This window comes from Methylomonas koyamae (assembly GCF_019669905.1).
In the GTDB taxonomy this organism is placed as follows: Bacteria; Pseudomonadota; Gammaproteobacteria; order Methylococcales; family Methylomonadaceae; genus Methylomonas; species Methylomonas koyamae.
In genome coordinates this window covers 3,934,517-3,958,692 of sequence record NZ_AP019777.1, presented here as the reverse complement: position 1 = coordinate 3,958,692, position 24,176 = coordinate 3,934,517, and the positions used below count along the sequence as shown (strand labels likewise).

20 protein-coding genes are annotated in these 24,176 nt (G+C 62.3%); 4 read left to right on the top strand and 16 right to left on the bottom strand.

Translation table 11 applies throughout. The features are described from left to right. Positions 1-210: 210 nt before the first annotated feature. A complete protein-coding gene (locus MKFW12EY_RS17745; RefSeq protein WP_245006350.1) occupies positions 211-1,737 on the bottom strand; it encodes a TolC family protein in 1,527 nt (508 codons plus the stop codon). Between the two features lie 239 nt (positions 1,738-1,976). On the opposite strand from MKFW12EY_RS17745, the gene MKFW12EY_RS17740 reads away from it, so the two are divergent. The 3 genes from MKFW12EY_RS17740 to MKFW12EY_RS17730 are packed head-to-tail and all read left to right on the top strand — an operon-like array spanning position 1,977 to position 5,618. Next, positions 1,977-2,246 (top strand): YtcA family lipoprotein, encoded by a 270-nt coding sequence (locus tag MKFW12EY_RS17740; RefSeq protein ID WP_054763424.1) that lies wholly within the window; start codon positions 1,977-1,979, stop codon positions 2,244-2,246. 7 nt (positions 2,247-2,253) lie between these two features. Continuing rightward, positions 2,254-3,405, top strand: a complete 1,152-nt coding sequence (locus MKFW12EY_RS17735) for an efflux RND transporter periplasmic adaptor subunit (protein WP_221053495.1) — start codon at positions 2,254-2,256, stop codon at positions 3,403-3,405. Next, positions 3,402-5,618, top strand: coding sequence for an FUSC family protein (locus tag MKFW12EY_RS17730; RefSeq protein ID WP_221053494.1), 2,217 nt, complete (start codon positions 3,402-3,404; stop codon positions 5,616-5,618). Before MKFW12EY_RS17735 ends, MKFW12EY_RS17730 begins: the two co-directional genes overlap by 4 nt. Before the next feature lie 9 nt (positions 5,619-5,627). Here the strand turns inward: MKFW12EY_RS17730 and MKFW12EY_RS17725 are convergent, their stop codons facing one another. Then, positions 5,628-5,957, bottom strand: coding sequence for a hypothetical protein (locus MKFW12EY_RS17725; RefSeq protein ID WP_054763423.1), 330 nt, complete (start codon positions 5,955-5,957; stop codon positions 5,628-5,630). A 332-nt stretch (positions 5,958-6,289) separates the two neighbouring features. Between MKFW12EY_RS17725 and MKFW12EY_RS17720 the strand changes: the two genes are divergently transcribed. Further along, positions 6,290-7,000 (top strand): hypothetical protein, encoded by a 711-nt coding sequence (locus tag MKFW12EY_RS17720; protein ID WP_082409960.1) that lies wholly within the window; start codon positions 6,290-6,292, stop codon positions 6,998-7,000. A gap of 2 nt (positions 7,001-7,002) precedes the next feature. Here the strand turns inward: MKFW12EY_RS17720 and MKFW12EY_RS17715 are convergent, their stop codons facing one another. From MKFW12EY_RS17715 to MKFW12EY_RS17650, 14 genes are all read right to left on the bottom strand, one after another. Next, positions 7,003-7,587, bottom strand: coding sequence for a hypothetical protein (locus MKFW12EY_RS17715; RefSeq protein WP_054763422.1), 585 nt, complete (start codon positions 7,585-7,587; stop codon positions 7,003-7,005). A 28-nt stretch (positions 7,588-7,615) separates the two neighbouring features. Beyond that, positions 7,616-8,632, bottom strand: coding sequence for a PASTA domain-containing protein (locus tag MKFW12EY_RS17710; protein ID WP_221053493.1), 1,017 nt, complete (start codon positions 8,630-8,632; stop codon positions 7,616-7,618). A gap of 101 nt (positions 8,633-8,733) precedes the next feature. Beyond that, on the bottom strand, positions 8,734-9,282 hold the full coding sequence (locus tag MKFW12EY_RS17705) for a phage tail protein (protein ID WP_054763419.1): 549 nt from the start codon (positions 9,280-9,282) through the stop codon (positions 8,734-8,736). Then, entirely contained in the window at positions 9,263-11,869 is a 2,607-nt protein-coding gene (locus tag MKFW12EY_RS17700; protein ID WP_221053492.1) for a putative baseplate assembly protein, read from the bottom strand. The genes MKFW12EY_RS17705 and MKFW12EY_RS17700 overlap by 20 nt, the downstream gene beginning before the upstream one ends. Positions 11,870-11,871: 2 nt before the next feature. Beyond that, entirely contained in the window at positions 11,872-12,300 is a 429-nt protein-coding gene (locus MKFW12EY_RS17695) for a GPW/gp25 family protein (RefSeq protein ID WP_082410017.1), read from the bottom strand. After that, entirely contained in the window at positions 12,300-12,638 is a 339-nt protein-coding gene (locus tag MKFW12EY_RS17690) for a hypothetical protein (protein WP_054763687.1), read from the bottom strand. The genes MKFW12EY_RS17695 and MKFW12EY_RS17690 overlap by 1 nt, the downstream gene beginning before the upstream one ends. Beyond that, entirely contained in the window at positions 12,635-14,197 is a 1,563-nt protein-coding gene (locus MKFW12EY_RS17685; protein ID WP_221053491.1) for a contractile injection system protein, VgrG/Pvc8 family, read from the bottom strand. Before MKFW12EY_RS17685 ends, MKFW12EY_RS17690 begins: the two co-directional genes overlap by 4 nt. Before the next feature lie 2 nt (positions 14,198-14,199). Beyond that, positions 14,200-14,955 carry a CIS tube protein gene (locus tag MKFW12EY_RS17680; protein WP_221053490.1) on the bottom strand — a complete coding sequence of 252 codons (756 nt, stop codon included), beginning with the start codon at positions 14,953-14,955 and terminating at the stop codon, positions 14,200-14,202. Further along, complete coding sequence (locus tag MKFW12EY_RS17675) at positions 14,943-16,193, bottom strand: hypothetical protein (protein ID WP_221053489.1); 1,251 nt, start codon at positions 16,191-16,193, stop codon at positions 14,943-14,945. Before MKFW12EY_RS17675 ends, MKFW12EY_RS17680 begins: the two co-directional genes overlap by 13 nt. Positions 16,194-16,205: 12 nt before the next feature. Beyond that, positions 16,206-16,637, bottom strand: a complete 432-nt coding sequence (locus MKFW12EY_RS17670; RefSeq protein ID WP_054763280.1) for a phage tail protein — start codon at positions 16,635-16,637, stop codon at positions 16,206-16,208. A 33-nt stretch (positions 16,638-16,670) separates the two neighbouring features. Then, a complete protein-coding gene (locus MKFW12EY_RS17665; RefSeq protein WP_221053488.1) occupies positions 16,671-17,870 on the bottom strand; it encodes a phage tail sheath family protein in 1,200 nt (399 codons plus the stop codon). A gap of 1 nt (position 17,871) precedes the next feature. Then, entirely contained in the window at positions 17,872-18,549 is a 678-nt protein-coding gene (locus MKFW12EY_RS17660) for a hypothetical protein (protein ID WP_054763281.1), read from the bottom strand. Beyond that, positions 18,550-20,295 (bottom strand): caspase family protein, encoded by a 1,746-nt coding sequence (locus MKFW12EY_RS17655; protein WP_054763282.1) that lies wholly within the window; start codon positions 20,293-20,295, stop codon positions 18,550-18,552. It lies immediately after the preceding gene. Between the two features lie 31 nt (positions 20,296-20,326). After that, a complete protein-coding gene (locus MKFW12EY_RS17650) occupies positions 20,327-24,166 on the bottom strand; it encodes a CHAT domain-containing protein (RefSeq protein ID WP_221053487.1) in 3,840 nt (1,279 codons plus the stop codon). Between the last annotated feature and the right edge of the window lie 10 nt (positions 24,167-24,176).

Here is a 24,176-nt window from a genome sequence, read left to right as displayed (position 1 = left end):
TCTTTATTTGGATACTAAATATAGACTCAATCGGTCTCAAAAAAGAGTTTTTCACCAACCTGTTAGGTCAACAACCCCCGTAGGCCGGAATAAGCGAAAGCGTTTCCGGCAAATCCAAATAGCCAGAAACGCCTGTCGGCGTAGTTTTCCCCCTTGAATATGCTGGCCTACGAACTTGGCCGACAATATTCCCGCCGCCCTTACCATCCTTCATTCCCCCGCGTTTCTTCCCCCCGCCGCATAAACCAAGGCCGCTGCCGATTTCAGCAAGCCGGCCCGGCTGTCGATTTCGGTGTAGCGGGCGCGGGCCAAATCCTTTTGTGCCGACAACAATTCGATCACGGTGGAGAAACCGTGGTTGTAGGATTCCTGGGTGGCGGCGAACGACTCTTCGGCGGCGCGCAACAGCGCCAAGGCGAATTCGCGCTTTTCCAGCGCGGTTTTGGTATCGGCATAGGCCTGCCAGATGTCGCGCATGATGGCCAGGCGCAAGCTTTCGACTTCGGCCTGGCTGGCCTGTTGTTTGGCTTCGGCTTCCCTGACCGCGCTGCTGCGCTCGAAACCGTCGAACAATTTCCATTCCAGATTCAGCATGGCACTGCCGACCAAGTCGTCGGCCGCATAGTTTTGCCGGCTGGCCGGTCGGGTGTGGACGTCGCCCCAATACTGGTTGCCGACGTTGCCCTTCACCGACAGTTTGGGCCAGAACTCGGCGCGGGCTTTTTTGACTTCGGCTTCGCGGGCGCGCAATTCGGCCAGTTGCGCCATCAGGTCCGGCCGTTGCGCCAAGGCGTCGTCAACGATGTTTTCGACCGACGCCGCCAATTTGGCCGGCAGCGCTATCTGGCTCAAATCGGCCAGTTGTAAGGTTTGCGCCGGCGATATACCGATGTTGGCGGCCAGCTCGGCCCGAATCTGGGTCACCGAACCGCGCGCGTCCTGTAAATCGTAATTGGCCTTGGCTTGTTCCTGAATCGCCAATAACAGGTCGGGACGGGTCGCAAAGCCGCGTTGCAGTTTGGCTTTGACGGCCGCGGCGTTGGTTTCCGCGGCCGCATACGTCTGCTGGGCGGCATTGACTTTGGCCAGCATCGCTTGGTAACTGAAAAAGCTGGTCGCGACCCGGTAAGCGATTTGCTGGTGTTTGCGCGTCAACGCGAATTGCGCCGCATCCAGACGTTGCAGGCTGGCATCGACCAAGGCTTCGCGGCGGCCGAAATCGAACAGGGTCCAGGCCAGTTCCAGGCCGGCGAAGCTGCCGTAGCCGTGGCTGACCAGCGCGCTTTCCGGGATCGGAATGCTGGTTTTGAAATACTGACCGAAGGCCAGCGCGGTCAGCATCGGGTACCAAGCGCTGCGTTGTTTATCGACGCGGGCGGCGGCGGCTTTGGCCTCTGCCCAACTTTGCCGGGTTTCCGGATGGGTCTGCAAGGCCAGATCGACCAGAGCCGGCAAATCGTAGCTTTGCCCAGGTTTCGGGGTTGCGGCTTCAGCGTCGAGTGCCATGGCGGACGTTGCGGCCTTGGCCTCCCGGTACTCCGCCCAACTCACGCTAGGCGGCGGCGTAGAGGCGGCAGGTGCCGCTTCGCTGCGCAACGGCGTTGGCGGCGCGCAGGCCGCTAACGGCAACGCCAAGGCCAGGGCGGCAAACCTCGGGCTGGGCCGAAACCAAGCTCGGCGCGGCTGGTGCGGCCGCGGAGCGTTCGCCAGCCGCGCGTTGCGTAGAAATAGCGTCATCAAGGCAGGCCTGCTCCAGAAGAAAATGCTGATATAGTAACGTAGTCGCCTAACCAAATTGGTGCAACAAATTGACAACAAGCAGCAAATAATAAGCTTGTCCGATCGGGGTTAGAATAGCTCCGCATCGGCTTTGCGTGGGATATTGCGCAGACGCCGGTTGCACACCCGCCTGTAACGTCTGCCGGATAGGCAGCGGCTGCGGGCCGCATCGATTTCCGCTATTTCCGGAGGCCGCCATGAAGCCGATTCCAAACCTGCCCAAAACGGCCGCGCTCTTTGCCGCGACGTTATTCGCGACTGGCTGCGATCCGATGTTGAGCCTGCAAGGCTCGTTCTGGCCGGCCTGGATCGTCTGCATCATGGCCGGATTGGCCGCCAGCATGCTGCTGATGTGGCAATTGGTCCGCCTGCGGCTGGCGCCGCATCTGGGGCCGCCGTTGTTGGTTGCGCCGAGTTTGTGGGCCTTGTGCACCTTCAGCATTTGGTTGTTGTTTTACTCTCGTTAGGATTTCGATGGAAACTCCGCAAAATCCCGATCTTCCGCAACGCCGGGTTCTGATCGGCCGCATCCTCGGCATTTTGATCGTACTGGGCGCGATTGTCACCGGCAGCATGGTCTGGCGCATCAATTACCGGCATCCGCGCACCAACGATGCGATGGTGCGTGCCAACATCGTCGGCATCACCGCCGAAGTCAGCGGCCGCATCACCGAATTGCACGTCGAAGACAACCAGTTCGTGCGCAAGGGCGAGTTGCTCTACGTCATCGATCCGCGGCCTTACCAGGCCAAATTGGACCGGGCCAAAGCCGAATTATTGTTGGCGGAAAAAGAGGTCGAATCGCGACGGGCGTCCGGCAGCTCGGCGCAAAGCGCGGTCGAACGCCTGCGCCACCAACGCGCGGCGGCGGCGGCCGAGATCAAACGCATCACCGCCGAGGACGAGTATCTGCACCACCGTTTGCAGGAACTGGAACCGCTGGCCGACAAACAATACGTGACCGGCGACCAGCTGCGTCAGGCCCGTTCCCGGCTGGATGCGTCGCGCGCCGAATTGGCCGACGCCGTGGCCAAAGAGCAGGCGATGGCCAGCGCGATTGCGGAAGCCGAAAGCGAAAGCAGCCGCGCCCAATCGTTGATTGCCCAGGTCGGCGATATCAACGCCCGGGTCGAAGCGGCCAAGGCCCAAGTCACTGCCGCCCAACTGGATTTGGAATATTGTTTCGTGCGGGCGCCGTTCGCCGCCTACGTCACCAATTTAAACACCCGAGAAGGCGAATATGCCAAGGTCGGCAGTCAGTTGTTCGCCTTGGTCGACGACCGCCATTGGTATGCCATCGCCGATTTCAAGGAAACCTATTTGCAGGCTATCCAGCCTGGCCAGGAGGCCGAAGTCTTCCTGGTCGGTTATCCCGGCAAGCGCTTTCGCGGCGTGGTCACCGGCATCGGCTGGGCCAACTCGCCGGACAACGTCAAACAGCAGGGCGTGTTACCAGAGGTAGAGCGGACCTTGAATTGGGTGATGCTGGCCTCGCGGTTTCCGGTGCGGATAGAAATTCTCGAGCGCGACCCGGCGCGGCCGTTGCGGATGGGCATGACCGCCTTCGTCACCGTGCTGGACCGCCCGGCGGCTAGCGATAGCCAAACCGCGCAAACGCCGCAATGAGGCCACACGACGGCCATTCCGGCCATAGCCGGTTTTGGTTCGGTACCGGTCTGGCGCAATTTCTGAGCGCCGAACTGAAAGACTTTCCCGGCCGCCGGGTCGCGGCGGCCCGCTTGTTTGCCGTAACCCTGATCATCGCACTGGCCAGCCAGACCCTGCACATTCCGCCGTTGGGGGCATTGGCGATTCTGGTCTGCCTTAGCTACGACGCCTATGCCAACGCCGGCCAATCGTTGGCGTTCGGTTTGCGCCAGTTGTATTACCTGTTCGTTACCGTGCTGATCGCGGTATTGACTTTGGTGTTGGCCGGCAACGATCCCTGGCTGCTGCTGAGTCTGTCGTTCGTGGTCATGGCGCTGGCCTTGTTCCATGCCCGGCTGATCGCTTGGCCGACCGGGATTGCGTTGTGGTATTCGATTCCGGTGTTATACAGCCCGACCGCGCCCGCCGCCGCCATCCACAGTGCCTTATGGAATATCCCGATCATCGGCATGCTCGGGTTGGGCACTTGGACGCTGGTGCATCTGAGCATCAAACCGCAGGACCCGCGCCGATTATTAGTTGCGGGTCTTGCCGAGGAGCTGGCGGCGGTGGCCGCGATATTCGGCGGCCGTCTGGCCGATGCCGGCGTCGCCGGGCAGCAAAAACCGCCGCACAAGCCGGCGGCCGGCGGCCAGTTCGCCAAGCTGAGAGCGCTGCTCGGCCATGCCGAACTGCTGCATCCGGCCATGCGCCGACAGCACGACACCTACCTGGCCTTGCTGTTGGAGATCGACGGCCTACGCCAGTTGGCGGTCTGGCTGGATCAAAGCCTCACGGCCGATTATCGCGCCCAACCGCTCAGCCCGGAAAAATTGGCGGTGTATCTGGCGTTGCAAAACGCTTGCGTTGGGCTGCGACATAGCTTGGCGGCGGCGACCGGTTCCGGCGCCAATCCCGACGCAGTCGCGCTCGACGAAGCCATATTGGCCGGCTATTCCCAAGCCGGCCAGCCGTCGCTGATGACCGCTTTCTGGCGCGCCTTGCAACGGATAGCGGTATTGGCCGGCCAATTGCAACGCGACCAAGCCGATACCGGCCGCAAAACCGCCGAAATCGGCGACGAGGCAATAGCGCAATGGCGGCCGGCCTGGCTCGATTACTCATTTTGGGCCGAGCACGCCGACAGTCTGCAATACGGCATCAAATTCTCGCTGGGCGCGATTCTGTGCATGCTGATCGTGCAAGCTTTGGACTGGCCGGATATCAACACCGCGATCCCAACTTGCCTGGTCGCGGCGCAGACCAGTCTCGGCGCCGATTATCGGCTGTCGTTGTTGCGCATCTCCGGCGCCGCGATCGGCGGGCTGTGCGCCTATGTTTACGTGTTGGTGTTGCAAGCGCAGTTCGACACCGTGATCGGTTTTACCTTGGCGACGACGCCGTTCTGGGCGCTGGCGGCCTGGATCACCGCCGGCAGCGACCGCATCGCTTATCTGGGCCGCCAGCTCGGTTTTTCCTTTGCCTTGTTCGTGTTGCACGATTTCGGCGCCGTCACCGATTTGTATTTGCCGCGCGATAGGGTCATCGGCATATTGCTGGGCTTGCTGGTGATGGGCGTGCTCGATTATGCGCTGTGGCCGCGACGCTCGTCGGTATTGGCGCGGCGGCATTGCATCGGCGCATTGCGCACCTTGGCCAAATTCACGGTGCGCCTGCCCGATCCCGGCCATCTGATCAGTTATACGCTGCCGCTACGCTTGGCGGCGGAAAAGGATTTGGCCGCAGCGCAGGACCTGCTGGCCCACGCCGTGTTGGAACCGGACGCCCGCCTGCCGGACAAGCTGCGCGAGCGCGCGGCATTGCGGGCGATTATTCGCGATGCGGAGCGCTTGTCGTCTTTATTGCAGATCAGAAAACGCTACCGCTTGTTAAGCGGCCAGCAATTCGGCCGGTTTCCGGAGCAACTGCAGCAGCACAGCCTCGGTTTCGATGCGGCGCTGGCGCAGGCGCTGGAGCAGACTGCGCAGATATTGCAAGGCGAGCGGCACGATAGCGCCAAACAGGCGGCGCAACGCCAAGCCCAGCTCAAGCAAAGCTATGTCGAACATCATCGGATCGACAGCTTGCCGGCCGATTGGGTGCTGGAATGGGAACTGCGCTTTATGCTGGACGAGCAAATCACGGAGTTGCTGGGCAGTATCCAAACTTCGGCATTGAATGCATTGCCCTAGTCGCTTCGGCTAACAGTGGCGCGCGAGAAAGCCATCGATATCGCATAACACCGCCAAGGCTTGGCTAATGGCCGTTTCCGAGTCCGCGTTCCTTCTTACATAGACGTCCCAGCAGGTGTAATCGAAGATAATTTCTCCCGGATCGGACGTACTGCTGTCGTCGATATCCTCCAGGAACAGTTCGTACTTATCGAATCCGGTGGCGGCGTAAAGTTTCGGCATCAGCGAATCCAAGACTTCGAATGGCGCATTTACGCACTTGATCGCGCAGATGTCGTGAAATGTCCAGCCGGATGAATGTAACTTAGCTTTTAGCTCGGTTTCGGTAATTATGGCCATGGTGCGATATGGATTGTATCGAGTGGTGGAAAGGCCGGCAGCGTCAGAAGCCGCCGGTTTTTAGCGATAAATATGCGCAGTAAATGCCCTGCTAGCAAGCGAGAGGCAAAATCAATGCCCGATTCGAATGAGCTGCAACCCGCGGCTTCCGCTTAATATCCCGGCGGCACTTGGTTGATTTCGCCGGCGGGATTGCCTGGGCCGGTGCATATTCACCATGCCTGGAGCGGTAAGGTTCTGGAAAACGCGTTCGGCAAAGCCGCCTTAAACTCGCCGGTTTGGGTGTATATTGCCTGTACGCGAATGGGCGCAGACGCTAACGAGGTGACGCTATGCTGGATACCATGAGAAAGCCGTTTTTTGCCGTCGCGCTGGTGCTGCTGGCGTTGGCGTTTTTTATCGACATCGGTGCGTCGTTTCTGGATTTTGCTAAGGCCGACGGGCAGAAACCCTTGGGCGATCTGGCGCGGCCGGGGCTGGGCATTCGCTACTTGGCCTTGGTCGACGGCCTGTTGCTGTACACCGTGGGTTTGATCGGCGTGTCGCTGTTGGTGCCGGAACGCATCCACGGCCGGATTCAAGGGATCGCAACCTTCATCGTCGGTCTGCTCAGTTTGATCGCATCGATTGGGATGATTATGTCCGCTATCGCTTTGTTAGGGATCATGGTATCGCTGCTGTTGGCGGTGCCGTTCGGCACCGCGCTGTATTTCGCCGGATTCGCCGATTTTGCCAAGGCCGCAGCGGCCTCCACCCTGGCGCTGATCATGCTGTTGAAGCTGGGTTTTTGCGGATTTCTGGTCGCTGCCCAACAGCAATTCCTACAGAACAAGGGCTTGGTGCTGCTGATACTGACCGCGTTGCTGGCGAATTTCCTGGTCACGTTCCTGCATGGCCTGGTGCCGAGTTTTCTGGTCAGCATCACCGATTGCATCGCCGCGCTGGTGATCGGCGTGCTGGGTGCGATCTGGAGCCTGGTGTTGCTGATCGGTTCGCTGCCGGCCATCGTCAAGGCCTTGCGGGTGGACCGGGCGCTGGCCTGAGCTTATTCCAAGGCCAAGCGCGCGGTTTGCCCATCGCTACAGGTTTCGCAGGTCAGCGTCAAATTGGCGCCTTTCGCCAACACCGGCGCCTTGAAATGCTGCGGATCACGGGCCGGTTTCCAACATAGCGGTTCTTCCCACTTCGAATCGGCTTCGTTCAATTCGAATTTGACCCGGACTCGGACCGGCGCCGAATTTTGCGGACAAGCCTCCCCGGCGTCGACCGGAATCAACAATTGGTAATTGTTGGCGCCGCGCAGATGCAAGGTTCTGCGTTCGGCTTTGGCCGGGGAAATTTTGATCAGACAGGACGAGCCGGCGCTGAGCGACAACGTACCGCCGTCGCGCCGGCAATGGTTATCCAACGCCTGAATTTCGGCCGGCTTGACCGCCGGCGCCAACGGCGCCAGCAGGTCGTCCATCCCGCTTAGCCAACTGTCCTTGCTTAGGCGCGAGGCCTCCTGGTTTCGGCTGCGGGCGTCGGCCGGTTTGTCGTTGGCTCGCGGGCGAAACCCCAAAGCCAACGCCAGCGCAAACAGGCACAGCAACAAAACCAAGCCAATAATCACGCCTTTGTTCTGCTCCATCGATCGAGACTCCGAAATTCAATCCGTTTTACTGTTCCGCCGGTTCGATGCCGCGCGGCATGACTTTGAAGATTTGCTTTTGTTTGGTCATCAACTCGAACAGTTTGGGGTTCCAGGGGATGATGGGGTTGGTCGGTTTGGTTGCCACCGTCAATGTGATCGGCGTACCTTTGTCGACCGCCTGGCCGGGTGCAGGGTTTTGATCGATCACGGTTTGCTCCGGTTTGGCATCGGTCGGTTGCGATTTGGCTTCGCCGAGCGCCAGGTTGTTGTTGGACAGGGTTTGCGCTGCAGCAAGCAGCGATTTGCCTCTCAGGTCCGGCACCGCGATACCTGGAAAACTCAACACCACGGATACCGTCGTTTCCGCTTCGGCCGCCGAACCCGCCGCGGGAGATTGATCCAGCACGATGGGATCGCGCTTGCTTGGATCGAATTTAAAGCTGGTTTCGAATTTACTGAGGCCGGCCTGCTTCAGGCGTTGCTGAGCTTCGTCCCAAATCATGCCTTTCAAATCCGGAACTTTGGCTTTTTCGACCACCGGGCCGTTGTCGTCGGTCGGTATCATCAGCCAAGCCCCGATGCCGACCGTCAACAGCACCACCAGCACCAACGCCACGATCCACCAAGGGAACGGTTTGGGCAGGGGCGGCGGCGCCACCGCGTTCTGGATTTGCAAATAAACCGGCTCGCCGTCCTTGAAGTCGTCGTCCGGCCTGTCCACCGAAAACACCTGCAAATGGAAGCTGTATTTGCCGTCGGCCACCGATTTCGGGACTTGAAAATTGACCGAGACTTCCTCGGTCGCGCTCGGCGCCAGTTTCCAGTCGGTGGAAATTGCGCCGGCGGTAGGTTTGGCGTTGGCCCCGGCCTGAATCGAGCTGAACCACTTTTCGTCCGCGCCGCTGCCGGCGACGATCCGGGCTTTGAGCAGCAATTGCCGGTCGTTGTAGGCATTGGTGACGAAAAACTTGCAACTGCCGTTGCCGTTGCTGTCGCAACCCACCTTGTCTGACGCTTGTTTGATACTGACGATTGCGGTCATTGTAGTTATCTCCACTGATGTTGATGTAAAGCGAATAAGGCCCGGCCGTTGCCAACATCGGCGTGGCGGGCAGATTCAAGCGCGTTTCCCCGATTGCGGCATCAGGCGTCGCCGTCGGCGACAAAACAGACTTCGCTGGTCGCATACGCCGGCTTTTCTTGGTCCACTATTCTTTCGATCAATCCGCGGTGCCGGCGCAACCGCTCCGGCGCCAACACGCACAAATGAAACGGCCGCACGCTGCCGTCAGCGGTTGCGTTTTCCCGCAATTCGAAGCCGGCGTCGCCGGTCGCGGTTTGTAAAAACAATTTCAGGCCGTAGGCGGTGCCGCGCCATTTCGACAGCAAGGTGGCCGACGCGATCAGTTCGCGCAAGCGCTCGAAGCCGGTGGAAATCGGCGCTGCGCCGTTCGGGCGGCCGGCGGCGGACAACGGCGCCAGCCGGTCCAGATCGACCCAAGCGGCCAGCATCGGCACGAAACGTTCGTCGGCCAGATACGGGTTGAAGCAGGTTTCGACGTTTTCCAGCATCGCTTCGGCCGGCGCATGCAGCGCTTCCATGATCTCCAGAATGGCGAACAGCGGCGTCTGCGGCGCCAGGCCGCGCTGGAATATGCCCGGCAGCAGGCGTTCAATCGCTTGACGTTTCATCTTCGCTGACCACTTCGAGTGCGTGGGCGCCGGAACACAGCAGCCAATTGCACGGCACGGTGACGATGTCGGGAAAGCTGTCGGCGGAACAATTGCGGAAGTCGCCGGCCGCACCGCGCAGATAAAGCCCTTCCACGCCGCCGCACATTAACGGCGCTTTGCCGGCCGGCGCGGCGGCAATTGCGTCGACAGCCTGGAACCGGCCCACATCGCGCACCGGCAGGCCGCATTTGGCGTCCGGCGCTTTCCAGGCGGGCGCGGCGGAATTGGTGTTCAGGCTCAATACCCCCAGGCGCTGGCTGGCGGCGAATACTTCTTCGCCGACGAAGGCGAGGCCGTTGCAACTGCCGGCTTGCCAGCCGGCCTGAAAGCCTTTCCAGCCTTCGTTGTTATCGCTGGTACCGGTCAGCCGCCAACGGAAGCAGCCTTTGCCGGGGTCTGTCCCCGGTGCGCCGATCCCGGCCCACAAATAGCTATGTCCGCCCTGGTTTTGCACCGCCAGCAGCCGGACCAGCTCGCCTTTCAAGCCGATGGCGCTGAAGCTGCCGGCGCGGCCGCCGTTGTTCGACAGGTAAATGCCGCGGTTATTGCCGGCCGCCAGCGCCACGTTGACCAAGCCCGACGGGTCGGCGGAGACGGTGACGGCGTACAACGGAATTTCGTTGTCCTCGGCATCGAACTGAACCGGTTTCGGACCCGCCGCCGGGTCCCAAGGCACGCCGAGTTCGAACAAACCCTTCTCGGTGGCCAGCAACAGCGCCAGCTTGGCGTCGCGCTCGACCCAGGCCATGTCTTCCACCAAAAAATTGGTCTGCACGTAATCCAGCCAGCTTTCGCCGCAGTCGAGCGAGACCCTGACCCGGCTGGCGCTGCCGTGCAGGCGCGAACTGATCGCCAGCAAGCCGGCATGGCTCGGGTCGGCGCCGGCTTCTTTCGGCCAGGCCTTGATCGCGTCGATTTTTTCGCCGGCAAACGCTTCGATCAATTCCCAGCCCTCGCCGTCGTTCGACGAGCGGAACAATCCGGCCGGCGTGGCCGAATACCAGGTCCTACTCTGGAAGGCGTCGGCGCACAGCGCGCCGACATCGGCATTAGGGGCATGTTCGACCGACAGCCGCACATCGTTGACCGATTTGACGCCGGGGTCGTCGCCGAGGATTTTATAAACGTCGAACACGCGTAACGGTTGGCCGAACGGCCAGGGTTGCGCCGAGTTGGCTTCTATCGGATTGATGCCGCGGTACAGTTTGCGCAGCAGGCGGTCTTTTAAGTTTTGCGGATCTTCCTCGCGGTGGGTGACGATTTGCGCTGTCACTGTGACGTTTTTGTAGCGCGCCCAACTGACCTGGCATTCGGTACCTAGCGGCCGGCGTTCGGCCAGTGCGTTTTGAATCCGCAGCCTGGCTTCCTCGCTTTCCAGCGCATAGAGTTGTTCGGCGGTCAGCGGTGCGCTGTAGTCGTCCGGCGCCGGCAGGTTGGGCACGATCAAGACTTCGACGGTGCCGGGCCGGGCGTGGCTCCAGATGTCGGCGCGGGTAAAGGCTTTGGCCCGGTTGGCCGCGCCGGAGCAATGCACCGCCAGCAAGGCGTAATCGCGCGCCGTGACCACCCGCTCCAGCGAGTGGATTTGTTGCGGGCCGCGGATCAACGCGTTTTCCAGCGTTTCCGCGGCTTTACCGCCGGCGGCGGGTTCCGGGTTGGTCACCGCAACGCCGACGATGGGATCTTTCAGCGTGTTCAACGTGTTCGCCGCCAGATTGCCCTCGGCGCCGCCGCCGCGCCGGTACCAAAGCCGGATTTCCCGGCCGGCCGGCGGGATTTGCGCCAGGGTTTGCAGCGGCGTCATGCCGCCGGCCGGATCGGGCAGCCGCAGCGCCGGCGTAAACATGATTTTCCCGGTCAGGCGGTCGACCAGATAAACCCGGCCGTCCGAACCCGGATTGGCGAAGTTCTCGGCTTCGCGCCAGACGATGTAGGATTTGCCGTCGTACTCCAGGGCCGCAGTATGGTCTTCGATTTCGTCCGGCCCGGCCTCCACGGCCACCACCAGATCCAGGCCGTCGCGGTTCGGAGCGACGATGGGCGGCCGTTTGGCGTTGACGAAAAAGCCCGGCAGGCCGCTGCTTTTGCCGGCCAATTCGCCGCGCACCCAATCGCAGTGGTAGGCCACGCTTTCGGCGTTGGTGGCGCCGGCGGGAATGGTCACCGCCTCGCTGGTGGTGAAAATCGGCGGTTCCCGGCCGGAGCCGGCCCGGCCCAGCGTCACGCGCACGCCTTTCGGGATTTCCACGGCATGGCCGAGCGGTTTGGGTAAGGAAAACACCAATCTGGTGACCGCAGCGGCGGGCGGTTGTAACCGTACGCCGATCAGGTTCAAGAACTCGATGTAGGCTTTTTCCGGCAAGCGGTTCAAGCGGTAGATCATGATCTCGGTCAGATGGGCGAAGGTTTCCAGCAACACCATGCCCGGATCGCTCGGACTCAGGTCGGTCCAGTCCGGGCATTGCTGGCGAATGCGGTCGCGGGCTTCCTGCAGCAAATCGGCGAAGCGGCGGTCGTCTAGGTTGGGCGGCGTCAAATAAGTCATGGTTAACCTGCCACGAGTGGGTAGCCGAACAATAATCGGTCGCGGCCTAGCGTCCGCCGTACCCGGTAATCCAGCACGATGTCGATGCGGGTCGGGTCGTCCGGATTGCTGCCGGCGTCCAGTTTCAGAATTTCGATGCGCCGTTCCCAGCGCTCCAAGGCCTGGCGCACGAAATGGATCGCCAGGCCGTGGGTGGTGGCGTCGTTGGGCATGAAGGCCAGTTTGTCCAAGCTGCAACCGTAGTCGGGGCGCATCACCCGCTCGCCGGGGATGGTGGTCAACAGCAGCAATATAGCTTGGCGCACCGACAAATCCTCGCTGACCATGCGGATGCCGCCGCCGGCGGCGATTTCCAGGCCGGCCGGCTCGTCGGCTTGTTGGAAATCGGGATGGGCGAAACTCCAGGCCCGGTATCTGGCTGCGTTGGGCATCAGCGTTCCTCCACAAAGTTCTGGCCCGGCTGGCGCACTTTGTATAACACGGTGCCGGGCGGGGTGCCGTCGGTCAAACCGGTCACGCTGTCCAGGCAAACCCGTTTGCCGCCGACTCTGATCCAGCTCGAATAGCCGTGTTTGACCGCCAGCGTACTGGTACAGGGTTTGATGGCCGGGCCGGCATTCGGGCAACCGACGATCGGCCGCTGCTCGGGATTGGTTTCGACCAGCAGGCGGCGGCCGTTGACCGTCACGAAAGATTGGGTCGGGACAATGCCGACCAAGCCCAGTTCGTGGGCGCAGACCAGCGTGGCGTCTTCGGTTAACAGTTTCATGATTTCTGCTCGAAATTAATGGCGCGGCCGCGAATCGTCACGGTGCGGCCGGGTGCCTCGATTTCCAGGTCGGCCGCGGCGTGCAGCCGGGTAGCGTCGTCGGCCAGTTCGAAAAAACTGCCGGAATCCAGTTGCAAGCGGATTTTGTCCGGCTGCAGTTCCACCCGTTGGCCGGAGGCGGTGTGCAAGCGAATCGAGCGCTCGGCATCGTCCAGCGCGATGCGTTGGCCGCCAGGCGTGGCCAGAAAATAACGCCCGATATCGGCGTCGACCACAGCGTCGTCCGGCAGCGGGCTGTCGCCGTAAAAACCGCCGATGACAATGGCCTGGGCCGGGTCTTCCCGAATCAGCGCCAACAACACTTTGTCGCCCAGCCCCGGCAACAGCAGCAGGCCTTTGCCTTTGCCGGCGCCGGCGCAGGCCACGCCGATCCAGTCGGTTTCCAAGTCGCCGTAGGACGGCAGCATGGCCTTGATCCGGCCCAGGCCGTCCGGGTCGTCGACCCTGGTAACGACGCCGACCGTGGCCAGCGTGGCGCGTTTGCGCGGCCTTAATGGCGGTGGCGCGGAATCCAGTTCGCATATGTAGCCTTGGCGGCTGTCGAAGCGGTGGGTCACGGCGCTAAGCACGTACTGGCTGTTTACCGATCCCGGCAGGCCGTCGAGCCGTACCGCCAGACCGGGCATCAACTCGGCATCGCCGGCGGCGACACCCCGGAACGTCGTTGCGGACGCGGTTCTGTGGTCCAACTGCGCCTGGGCGAAGGCTTCGGCCTGGTTGTCGTCCTGTACGCTATCGTCGGTCGAAGTGAATTCCGGGCCCGGTTCGGCGTGAAAATCGGATTCGGCGCCGGCCGGTCGGCGGGCCGTGTCGGCACGGCCGCTGCGGGCGGCGGCCTGCCACGGATCCCAAGCCAGATTGGTGACCGCCTGCCGGCGTTGGCCGCTATTGGCTTCGATTCTGGCCTCGAACAGATTCTCGCCCAGTTTTAACACCGCCGTGGCGGGGCGGCCGGCCAGGCTGGAGAATTGCAATACCGAATCGCGCAAATGGAAATACAAACCGGCGCGTTCGGCGAATTCGGCCAGCAACTCCAGATCGGATTGCTCGTGTTGCATGATCAGCCGCCACACCGGTCCGGTTTCGTCGGCTGCGACCCTAAGGTCCAGATCGGCGGCCAAGGTGGCGGCTAACTCTGTCACGGTCAGATCGACGTAGCTGCGCGGCGCCTGGCGCAGCCGTAAACGATGCAGTTGGTCGTAAGCGCGGATGCGCAGGCCCAGATGGTTGGCCGGCGCAAATTCGTATTCCAGCGCGGTTACGCTGCCTTGAAACAAGCTGCGGTCGCGGCCGATGCGGACGGTCAACGCGCTGCCGGCGGCGGTAGCGGCCAGCTCGCCGAGCAAATCCGGCAGGCCTTGAAACGCTAGTTCGCACTGGCTGGGCAGCGACAGGCGTTCGCTGACTTTCAATTCGGTCAGATATTGGGCGTCGCCGGCCGCCAACGGCTTGCCGGCCAATTCGATCTGCACTTGCGGCGGCGTCAGCAGCGCTTCCATGGCTATTGCTCGGCGGCGGCCGGACCGATTTCCAGCGCGGTTCCGGGGGCGATGTTTAACGGGTCGGCGACGAAGGTATGGCTAAACAATTCCCGCCAGCGGCCGGGATCGCCGAAATATTGGAACGACAGCAGGTCGGGCCGCTCGCTGCCGCTATCGCCGGCTTCGGCGTTTTCGATTTCGGTTTCGGCCGCGGCGATCAAGACTTGCAAACCGCCTTCGGCCAGCGGCGCGTTGCCGGGATAAGTGAAATTCTCGATATCCATCGCTTCGGAAAAATCGGCGTCGGCCGGCGCCGGCGGTTCGTTGACCCGCAACAGCCGCAGCCGCAACCAGGAGCGTTGCGGCACGCCGTCCTGGTTGAAATGTTCCAAGCGTTCGGCCACCGCGGTAACCACGCCGGGAATGTTCCAACTTTTGCCCCAGACGAAGCGGCACACCGGCACTTGGCCGCTGCCGCCGGCTTTGGCGTTGTTTTCGGCCAGATTCCAGAACGGCCGGGTCAGGTCGCGCACGTCCTCGCTGCCGATAGTCGAGCCGGCGATATTAATGTCGAACAGCAAGTCCAGCTCCAAGGTGGTGGTGCCGCCGCCGGTCTGGATATAGCAATCGTCGGCCAGGCCGTGGCCGGTCAGGATCGCGGCCGAGGATTGCCGAGGCTGAATGCCGGCTTTGCGGCGCATCACCAGGGTTTCCGGGTTTAACAGGCAACGCAGTTGTTCGCCGCTGTGTTCCAGTACAAACGCTACTCGTTCCATGCCAACCCCCTTTGTTCGCGCGCCAGCCGCCGGTTACGCTCCAGTTCGCGGGCCAATGGCTCGGCGTATTGCTGCGGTTGTGGGCCGGTTGCGGCTTGTTGATCCGGCAATTCCGGCCAGTGCCGGGCTTGGGTTGGCCCGCGATCCGCCGCTTCGTCCGGTAATTGTGGCCAGCGCTGGCGCTGCCAGCCTGTGGGTTTCGCCGCTTCGATACTCTCCGAGATGCGCGGTTGTACCGGCTGGGCTGGAACGGCGGGGTTAAGCCTAGGCCGCGCTAGCGGCGGTGCCTTGTGAGCGAATGCGGCCGGGTGCGCCGGCTGTACGGCACCGGTCCGGGGCGGCTCGGTCGGTAGCGGACGTGGCGGCGGTGCGGCCCGGGCAATCAAGCGGCGGTGGCCGGCCGGTGGATTTTGCCTTACCGGGTTGCCTTCGGCTTGCGCTGGGCCGGCGAATGGCCGGGGATTCGGCGTCGGCTCCGTTGCGACCGGATTCGGGTGCGGCGCCGGTTGCGCGCCGAGCCGAGCGCCGGCCAGCAGGCGTTGCTTGCGGTCCGCAGCCGGCGTCTGCGGCGTGCGGCTTTCGAGCCGCTGCCGAGCGGCGGCTGTCTGCTCTGGTGCATCCGTTTTGGCCGAAATGGGTTCGGATTTGGAGCCGGCCGGCGGGCGGGGCCGCGCCGTTTCGCTTGGCCGGGCCCGATTGGCGTTCGCTGCGGCATGCGCGACCGGCAGTGCGGATCGCTCGGCGCGGTTGGCCGGCTCGTCCCAATGCAACCAGGGGTTGGCCGATGCCGGCACCGGCTGCGGTTGGCTGCGGCGATGCGCGGCTGCCGTTGCCGCCGGCGGCCGGTGGCCGGCTAACGGTGTGGCGGACGCTGGCGAAACCGGCGATTGCGGCGCTTGGCTGGCCGCGGGCGTTGCGGCGCGGCTCGGTTTGCGGTGGCTTGGAACCGGGCCGGTTTCGGCTTCGCTTCGCACCGGATCGGCCAGAGATTCGGTGCCGGGTGCGGTCGGGGGTTGGTAAGCGTCGGTGTCGGGCCAAGCGTAATCTTCCAGCAACCATGGCGCTTCGTCTTTGACCAGCGCCACCCAATGCGCAGGCGCAGCGCCGGCAGAACCTGTCGCCGCCGATTCCGGCTCCGGCGCAACCGGCATCTCGCCGGCCGGCTGATAGCGCTCGACCAGGCGATTGCCCCAGCTTTGCAGCCAATGTCCCAGATGAATCAGCAGCGTGCGTCGCATAGCCGTTCCCGTTTAGCGTTGTTCCAAGCCTTCGTGGGCGATTTCCAGCGTCTGGATCGCCACGCCCTGGCCCAACGATTCCAGCCGAGCGCCTTTCCATTTGCAAGGCCAGGCGTTATGCAGGTTCCAGCGGGTGGCTTCCTCGCTCTGGCCGTAAGGTTTCAGCAAAATGATCGATATTTCCCGACGGTCGGCCTTGCCGCGCATCGATTGCATCAGCCAGTTCCACACATCCTTGTTTTCGGACACCCCCCAACGCAGTATCACGTTGCCGTAGGCGACCCGGCCTTCCAGTTTGCGCACCGCCGGCGCGGCGCCGCCTTCGCGGTAGTCGATGGTCTCGACATCGATGCTGAGGCCGTCGATTTCGGTGAAATAAGCGCCGTTCTGGCCGCCCCAGTCGAGGATGAAGTTGTAATTACGGTAAATCTCCGCTTCTGCCATGGTCGTTCTCCTGGTTGCTTAGTCGCTGTTGATCTATGCCGCGTTTTGCGGTTCTACCGGCGTGGCGCCGGCCCATTGCCCGATGCGGAAGATGATGAATTCGGCCGGCTTGACCGGCGCGATGCCGATTTCGATGATGAGTTGGCCGGCGTCGATGACTTCCTGCGGATTGGTTTCGGCGTCGCATTTGACGAAAAAGGCCTGTTCCGGTGTCGCCCCCTTCAAGGCGCCGCTGCGCCACAACCGGGTCAGAAAGGCCGAAACGTTGCGTACCACCGAGTTCCACAGAATGCGTTCGTTGGGTTCGAACACGGTCCATAGCGTTCCTTTGGCCAGTGATTCCTCGACCGAGTTGAACAGGCGGCGGACGTTGACGTAGCGCCACTCGCTGCGCGAACTCAAGGTGCGGGCGCCCCAGACCCGGATGCCGGAGGTTGGAAACGAGCGGATGCAATTGACGCCGAGCCGGTTCAATTCGCCCTGTTCCTGGTGGGTCAGCATGTAGGTCAACCCCAGCGCGCCGTTCAAGACCTGGTTGGCCGGGGCTTTGTGGACGTCGGTTTTGGCGTAGATGCCGGCCATGAAGCCGGACGGCGGCGTCGCCACTTTTTGCGCCGGATTCAATGGGTCGGCGGCGACCACCCACGGGAAGTAAAGTGCGGTGAAGCCGCGGTCGGAACCGCTCGGCAACAGGCCTTTCACGGCCGGGGCGTCGGCCGGTTTGGCGGCGGCGTCGCTGGCTTCTTCGCTGCCGACTTGTTTCAGCGCGTCGATGTTCTTTTCGGCATCGCGCGCTGCGTCGAGGATGGCCACTACGTCTTGCCGGGTTTCGCAAAAGGTTTTCAATGCCTCTTGCGTGGTTTTGTCGGTGTAACCGGGCGCGGCGACGATGGCGATTTCGTCGATCGGTTCCAGGCAATAAAGGCCGGTGCGCTTGCGGGCGTCGCCGACCACCGAGCCGCCTTTACCGACATTGACCACATAACAGCGCGAACCGCCGTTACAAAAGAAGGCGTAAACCGACCGGGCCAGGTCGGTACTCTCGCTGTCCTCGGCGGTAAATTCGCGGACGAACTGTTGCCAGTTGTTGCAAGCGAAGGCTTCGTTCAGGTGTTTGTTGGCGGCGGGTGCCACGCCCAGGAAAGCGGCGACTTCGGATCCCACCATTTCGATAGAATTCGATCCGGTCGAGAGCTCTTCGATATAAACGCCCGGTGTCAGATAGGTAGCCATGTCAGATCTCCAATTGCTCGAAATGTATTACTACGGGGTCTTGAGTCGGATTAGCGGTGTCCACTAGCAACTCGCGTCGTTTGGCGCGGATCAGGTATCCGCGTTTGTGTTGGTTCGGGTCGATGCCGGCAAAGCTGAAATTGCCGGCGGCATCGGTGCGGGTGTAACGGCCGGCGGCGACCAATTCGACGTCGGTGTCGGCCAACGGAATCTCGCCGGGGCCGAGCAGGCGGCCGCTGAAGGTGGCGACCGGGCCCATTCTGACTTGCGGCGGCGCTTTGATGCGCGGCGGCGTCCGCTCGGTTACCGGCAGCGCCACCGGTAGTTTGATGGTAAAGGCCGGCGCCGGTTTGGCGGCGAAAGCGAGCCAGGTCTCCAGCGACGGCGGCGCCAGCTCGAATTCGAATTCGGTTTGTTGTACGACCGCGGCGACCAAGGTTCCCAACAATTTATGCGCCGCGGCTTGATCGGCGGCCTGTACCGTGACCAGATAGTTCAACAGCAATTGCGGCTGCGGGCTGCGTGCGGCCGGCGTCGAGGTCAGGCGTTTGAAATCGAGCAGGTACAGCACCACGGTCGGTTCGGCGGCCGGCGCGCCGGGCGGTTCGAACGAAATCTTGGCGCCGGCCGCGACGGCGCCGACCCAGGCCGAGAGTTTTTGATCGCTTTGTTCGAACATTCAGTACCTCCCCGACCCGGCTAAGGCCCGGTTCTCTGCAGTCCGCAAGCTGGGCCGAAAATAAAATTGGCCATCCGCATCGCCGGCGCCTTGAATCGGACCGTACAGCGGCCGTTGCGGATGGCCGAGCCGGGACGATTGGTCGTAAACCGCTGCTTCGATCTGGCCGTAAATCGTGTCGGCCGAGAGCGGTTCGGGCTTGTTGTAGTTTTTTAGAAAATCGATGAACGCGGCGGCGAACACCGAATGGTTGCCGCGCCCTTTATCCAGCACCGGTTCGTCGCCGCCCGAGGTCAGGAATTTGCGCGATATCGACGACGATTTCAGCTCGATAATAGTTCTGGGTTGGCCGGCCGCGACGGTCGGTTGCGCTGCCGATACCAATCCGGTGTTGCGTATCGTTCCGGAAAAGCAGGAGTCGGCCACGATCAGCACGTGCCTGGCGCGCATGTCTTGCCAGGCGGTGTTTACCGCAATTTCGTAATCGCTGATCCAGGTGTATTTGTGCGGCGGTTTGTCGGCATCCACCGGCAACCAGAAACCTTCCCTATCTTCCTTTTGGCCGTGGCCGGCAAAATAAATCAACAGGTTGTCGTTTTCGGTCAGTTGCTGGCGCAGTCCGATTAGCGCATGCCAGATTTGGACGCGGGTGGCCTGTTGATTCAGCAGCAATGTGACCGAGGCGAAGCCGAATTTACTTTGCAGTAGTTCGGCTACCGCTTTGGCGTCGTTGACCGGGGTTTGCAATCGGTTCATCGCGGTGTAATCGTCTATGCCGATCACCAGTGCAAAATAACGGCCGACCGGTGCAGAGGCTGTCGTTTCGGATTCCACGCCTTGGCCGCGCAATTCGGTTTTGGTTTGGGCGATCTTGCTTTGCAGGTCGGTGATCGTGTCTTGGTCGGCTTTGTTTATTTGTTCCAGTTCGGCAATCCGCTGCCGTAATTGCTGTTCGCGCAGCTGTTCGGCCCGATTGGGGTGAGACGCTTGTTGTTCTCTCTGTGCCATCATCTGCGCCATCAGAGACTCTTTCTCCCAGATCTTCTGCCTCAAGTTGGCTTGAGCGTTATCCAGCAATTGATTTGCCTGGGCCAGTTCAGTACGCAATTTGGCCGTTTCGGCGCTCTCGTTCGCTGCGGGAGCTTGGGCCGGTAAACCCGAGGCTTTGCGGTACCATTCGTCCGACGCAGCAGGGTCTTTGGCAACTCCCAGGCCTTTAGCCAGCAGGAAACCCAGGTTGGCCTGGGCGCGCGGATAGTCTTGCTCGGCCGCCTTGCGGTACCAAATGGCGGCATTGGCGTAATCGGCGACCCGCTCGTAGAACTCGCCGAGATAGGTTTGGGCAATCTTATCGCCGGCTTCGGCACAACCTTTCCAGACGTTTTCCACCTTCTGCAAGTTGGCGGCGTCGAAGGCCATTTGTTTGCCGCCGCCGACCCGGCATTGCCACACGCTGGTCCGGGCCGGGCGCGGCGGCGAGGTGTAGAAAATGCCGTCGCCGATTTCGTACTGTATGCCCGGCAGTTCGCAATCGACAATGATCTGCTCTTCGGCGCTGCGGGTGCTGCCTGCCGCCGGATCGACGCTGCGGCTGGCGTTGACCGGACAGCCGGCCAGTTGCATGCCGCCGCTACGCGACATGCCGCCGGCGCAACCGGCCAGCAGCGCAACGCAGCCTAGCCACACCGCGAATTGGCCGATTCCCGCGGTGTTTGCCGACATCGAACGATAAATTTGCCGCCGCATGTTTGCTCTCCTAAATTCGCTCGAGTCCATGTCAGCCGACCAGCACGAAAGGCGCCCAGTAGTACGGGTGGCGGTAATCGGCCGGCGCGGCGTCGCTGTCGACGGATACGCCGCGGCTGCTTAACGCCTTGAGCCGGCCGGTTTTAATCGCCTCGGGTTCGAGTGCCTGTAAATAATTTTGCGCGGCCTGCAGCGCTAGGCCAGGCGCGGCACCGGCCTTTAGCTGACGGTAAAACTCGGCCATCAGCAAGCTGGTCGCCAAATCGTCCACCGGCCACAGGCTGACGATTGCGGCGCGGGCACCGGCCGCCAGCAAGCCGCGGCTGAAACCCAGCACATCGTCGCCGCCGGCGGTTTTGCCCTGGCCGGTGCGGCAGGCGCTCAACACCACCAAATCGGCGTTCAAGCGTAAGCCGATCAAATCCTGCACCGTCAAGGCGGCGCCGTCGGCCAGCAGTATCGACGACAGCAGCGGCGCGGTTTCCGCCAAGATGCCGTGGGTGGCAAAGTGCAGCACATTGCAATCGGGTAAGGCCTGCCTTACCGCCGCCAGCGTCGCCTCCGGCCCGATCAGCTCTTGGCTTTTGTCGAATAAGCTGGCGATGTAGGCCGCTTCGGTGGCCGCCGCCGGCAGCGCCGGTTGCGCTGTAGCGGTCTCGGCAAACGGCGCTTGGTAGGCCATATTCGACGGATTGCCGACTGCCAATACCGCCGCTTCCGCTTTGGGACTGTTACCGGGCTGGGCCAGAAACTGCAGGATGCTGGCGCTGGGCAGATAGGACACGCGGTGGCTGGCGATCAGCGGCCGGTCTTGCCAGGGCAGAGCATGGAACGGCAGGCCGTGGGTCGTGCCGTAGGGGACAATCAGCAGTTGGCTGTGCTCGGCCAGCGCCGCCGCAAACGGTTTTAGCAGCAGTGCGCTGAGTTGCTCGCCGGATTGCCGGTAATCGCCACGGTGTTCGCAGGCCGTATGGAAGTCGCGGACTAATAAGTCCAATTGCTTGGCGTTGAACTGTTGCCGCTCCGCCGCCAGCAGGCCTTGGCTGCCTATGGCCCAGGCCAACAGGTCGTCGCCGAGAAAGGCGTATTGCAGCAAGGCTGTGCCGGCCGGCAGCAATCCGGCTATTTGGCCGACGTCGGCGATTGGCGCCTGGCGGTTGACCGAGCGGTAGAAATTCGGGCTGGTTGCGGCCAGTTGGGTTTCGGTCTGGCGTAATTGAGTTTCCGCCGCGGCAATTTTTTGTTCCAGATAGGAAATCCGGCCGGCATCCGGCGTTTGCGCGCCGCGCTCGGCGGCCAGTAGGCTACCCCAGGTCGCTAATTTGGCCGCGTCCTGCAGCCAGAGACGGACGCTTTCGTCGCCAACCGCGTCGGTGCGGTTGGCGCCGCCGGCCATCAAATCCAGCAGTGCGCGGGCTTTGCCGCGTTCGGCATAGCGGTAGGCGGTTTGTTGATGTTCGCTGGCCGCCGCCGGTTGCAGCGCTGCCAGTTTCAGAGCGTTTCTGGCCGGCAAAAAATACAGGTATTGCGAGCTGGAGCCGGACGATAAGGCGGTTTTGAAGTTATCCCGCCGCAGCAATTGCCGGGAACGTTCGAAATGGTCCAGCGCTTGCGCGTAGTGGGCGGCGGCTTCCGGATAATTCTGCAAGCCTTCGGCCACCTCGCCGTAGGTTTGCAGGCTTTCCCAGGGCTTATCTTCGCTTTGCCACCAGTTTGCGCCGAAGCGGTTTTCCAGTTGGCGCAGGTGGCTGGCCGCGTCGGCGTAAGCCTTGACCGCGCAGAAAAAACTCGCGGCCTGTTGCTGGCTGTAGCGCCATTGTTGTTGGGCGTTGGCAACGAGCGCTTCGCTGCCTAATTGCGCTGCCAGAGATTCGATGGTTTGGCTCAGCGGCGAGGCCGCGTTCTGCTGCGGCAAATAGCGGCGGTAGGCAGCGGCGGCGGCCGGATAGTCTTTGCGCTGGGCATGGACAATAGCCAATTGAAAGTCGCGGTGATGGCCGGCTGTGTTTTTGGCGGCCGCCAGCGCCGCGGCAAACTGACGCTCCGCTTCGGCCCGGTCGCCGGCGTTGCGCGCGCTGACTGCCCGGTAACACGGGGCGTTGACTCGGGTGTATTCGATGGCTTCCTGGCCCAGTTGCGTCACCAACAGGTTGCCGCCCGGGATGTCGGCCGCCGGATGGGTTTTCAGCCACTCGATTTGGCTTTGCAGTTTGCCGGCGATTCTTTCCATACCGTCGGCATCCATTCCGTCCAGATAGGCTTGCCACAGCCCGTGCAGCGACAGCAGCAAGCGCAACGGCGCATTGGCATCGAGCGCGGCCGAAGTTTGCGCCGCCGATTGCAATGCCACTGCCTGTTCCAGTTTGACGACGGCGGCATCGCGTTCGCCCAGCTTACGCATCACGTAGCCTTGGTCCATGATGCTTTGCGCCTGCCGCGGCGTCGAACCCAAACCGGCATGAAGCGCTTCCGCCAAACGAAAGCAGGCCAGCGCGCGTTCGAAATCGGCATCGCGCAACAGCCAGTGCCAGCCGATGCGGCTGTGCATAAAGCCCAGGCCCAGCGCGTAACTGAACGAACCGGCGGTCTTACCCCACTCGCCGATGCCGGCGGCCACGTCGCGCGCTTCCGGTACTTGGCCGTCGGCGATTTTCAGTAATGCCGAATGCGCGGCGGCGGTCCAATAACCGTAAAAGTCGCCGGCAGCTTGAAATTGTTCGGTTGCGCTACGCGCCTTGGCCAAGGCATCGGCCGTGCCGTTTGCCAACCCGGCCAGATAGGAACGGCGCAATGCCAATGCGGCTTCGGCGCGGGGACAGTCGCCGGCGGCGGCATATAAAGCCTCGGCTTCGCTATAAGCTTCGGCCGCCCGCCGGCTATCGACGGTGGAACGGTCCAGTTCCCGATCCATTACCGAGGATGACAGGCTGCTTTCGGCGTTGGGCGGCGGGTTCAGCGCGGCGTTGAACACCAGCGGCGACGATAACGGCGCGGCATAGGCGTCGCCTTCGGCCAGCCAGCAAGCGCCGGCGCCGGCTTTATCGCCGATCTGTAAATAACGTTGTTTGGCTTGCTCCAGATAAACCAAGGCCGTTTGGCGGTCGCCGCCGCGGCGGTAGAGATCGGCCCGGTTACGCAAGGCCGCGGCGTGCCATGCCGGCGGGTAAGCGGTTTGGCTGTCCGCGGCCGACGTCAGCATTCCTACGACTTGGTTGAGCAGTTGCACGCGTTGTTGTGGGCTCATCGGTAGCGTGGCCGCCGAATCCAGCGTCGATTGCAACGATTTGATGCCGTCCAGCTCTTCGCCGACGAAGGCGTTTTCCTGCAAAGCCGGCTGCGCCGAAACTTGGGCACGCAGTGCCGCTTTACGTTTTCCGGTTTCCGCCAATAGCGCCATGAAACGTTGAGTTTGGGTGGTTTCCATATCCGCGACGCTGCCGCCGCTGTCGTTCGGAAAGTGGTTGTATTGTTGGTAAGCGGCCATCTCGGTAAAGGTGGCGGCGCGCAGTTGGCGCAGCGGATCGGCCGGCAGCAAGGTTTCCAGTTCGCGGAAATGGGCGGCGGCCGCGGCCGGTTCGCCTTGCAACAACCTGACGACGCCCAACGCCAGCAAAGCGTCGGCCAGCCGCTGCGGATCGGCTACTTGCCTGGCGGCGGCGGTTTGGCTTTCCGCTTGCGCTCTGGCTTGAGCGAAATCGTCTTTGAATTCGGCGTAGACGATGGAAGCCAAGGGTAGCGATCCGGCCGCGTCGAGCGCGTCGGCCATTGCCGTCTGCCAGCCCCATAGCGCGACGTTGCCGGCATACGCGGCAAGCGCGGCGGCGTATTTCAGAAAGCTGCGCCGGTCGAGAGAGAGTGGGCTGGGGCTCATGGTTCTGGTC

Excerpts from the sequence above, each read along its gene's own strand:
- MKFW12EY_RS17655 (WP_054763282.1), bottom strand. The coding sequence starts at position 20,295 with ATGCGGCGGCAAATTTATCGTTCGATGTCGGCAAACACCGCGGGAATC.
- MKFW12EY_RS17725 (WP_054763423.1), bottom strand. The coding sequence starts at position 5,957 with ATGGCCATAATTACCGAAACCGAGCTAAAAGCTAAGTTACATTCATCC.
- MKFW12EY_RS17745 (WP_245006350.1), bottom strand. The coding sequence starts at position 1,737 with ATGACGCTATTTCTACGCAACGCGCGGCTGGCGAACGCTCCGCGGCCG.
- MKFW12EY_RS17670 (WP_054763280.1), bottom strand. The coding sequence starts at position 16,637 with ATGGCAGAAGCGGAGATTTACCGTAATTACAACTTCATCCTCGACTGG.
- MKFW12EY_RS17685 (WP_221053491.1), bottom strand. The coding sequence starts at position 14,197 with ATGGAAGCGCTGCTGACGCCGCCGCAAGTGCAGATCGAATTGGCCGGC.
- MKFW12EY_RS17740 (WP_054763424.1), top strand. The coding sequence starts at position 1,977 with ATGAAGCCGATTCCAAACCTGCCCAAAACGGCCGCGCTCTTTGCCGCG.
- MKFW12EY_RS17700 (WP_221053492.1), bottom strand. The coding sequence starts at position 11,869 with ATGACTTATTTGACGCCGCCCAACCTAGACGACCGCCGCTTCGCCGAT.
- MKFW12EY_RS17695 (WP_082410017.1), bottom strand. The coding sequence starts at position 12,300 with ATGCCCAACGCAGCCAGATACCGGGCCTGGAGTTTCGCCCATCCCGAT.
- MKFW12EY_RS17715 (WP_054763422.1), bottom strand. The coding sequence starts at position 7,587 with ATGGAGCAGAACAAAGGCGTGATTATTGGCTTGGTTTTGTTGCTGTGC.
- MKFW12EY_RS17680 (WP_221053490.1), bottom strand. The coding sequence starts at position 14,955 with ATGGAACGAGTAGCGTTTGTACTGGAACACAGCGGCGAACAACTGCGT.
- MKFW12EY_RS17730 (WP_221053494.1), top strand. The coding sequence starts at position 3,402 with ATGAGGCCACACGACGGCCATTCCGGCCATAGCCGGTTTTGGTTCGGT.
- MKFW12EY_RS17720 (WP_082409960.1), top strand. The coding sequence starts at position 6,290 with ATGCTGGATACCATGAGAAAGCCGTTTTTTGCCGTCGCGCTGGTGCTG.
- MKFW12EY_RS17735 (WP_221053495.1), top strand. The coding sequence starts at position 2,254 with ATGGAAACTCCGCAAAATCCCGATCTTCCGCAACGCCGGGTTCTGATC.
- MKFW12EY_RS17650 (WP_221053487.1), bottom strand. The coding sequence starts at position 24,166 with ATGAGCCCCAGCCCACTCTCTCTCGACCGGCGCAGCTTTCTGAAATAC.
- MKFW12EY_RS17665 (WP_221053488.1), bottom strand. The coding sequence starts at position 17,870 with ATGGCTACCTATCTGACACCGGGCGTTTATATCGAAGAGCTCTCGACC.
- MKFW12EY_RS17690 (WP_054763687.1), bottom strand. The coding sequence starts at position 12,638 with ATGAAACTGTTAACCGAAGACGCCACGCTGGTCTGCGCCCACGAACTG.
- MKFW12EY_RS17660 (WP_054763281.1), bottom strand. The coding sequence starts at position 18,549 with ATGTTCGAACAAAGCGATCAAAAACTCTCGGCCTGGGTCGGCGCCGTC.
- MKFW12EY_RS17675 (WP_221053489.1), bottom strand. The coding sequence starts at position 16,193 with ATGCGACGCACGCTGCTGATTCATCTGGGACATTGGCTGCAAAGCTGG.
- MKFW12EY_RS17705 (WP_054763419.1), bottom strand. The coding sequence starts at position 9,282 with ATGAAACGTCAAGCGATTGAACGCCTGCTGCCGGGCATATTCCAGCGC.
- MKFW12EY_RS17710 (WP_221053493.1), bottom strand. The coding sequence starts at position 8,632 with ATGACCGCAATCGTCAGTATCAAACAAGCGTCAGACAAGGTGGGTTGC.